At 46.5% G+C, this 258-nt stretch carries 1 protein-coding gene; it reads left to right on the top strand.

What is annotated here, in order from left to right; genetic code table 11:
• Positions 1-258 (top strand): tetratricopeptide repeat protein (locus ABF638_RS38505; protein ID WP_435027970.1); only part of this gene is annotated, 258 nt, incomplete at both ends.

The following is a 258-nucleotide window of genomic DNA, read 5'->3' as shown; positions in this document are numbered from 1 at the left end:
GCGATTTGAAGAAGCGATCGCATCTTATGACAGAGCCATAGAAATCAAACCCGACAAAGACTCAGCTTGGAAAAACCGGGGTGTGGCGCTGGGTAGTTTAGGGCGATTTGAAGAAGAGATCGCATCTTATGACAGAGCCATAGAAATCAAACCTGATGACTACGAAGCTTGGAACAACCGGGGTGTGGTGCTGGGTAATTTAAGGCGATTTGAAGAAGCGCTTGCATCTTATGACAGAGCCATAGAAATCAAACCCGA

Origin of the sequence: Nostoc sp. CALU 1950, from assembly GCF_051172895.1 — a bacterium.
Lineage (GTDB): Bacteria > Cyanobacteriota > Cyanobacteriia > Cyanobacteriales > Nostocaceae > Nostoc > Nostoc edaphicum_A.
Note: the sequence above shows the minus strand (reverse complement) of the source record. Positions and strands in the feature narration are given on the sequence as shown.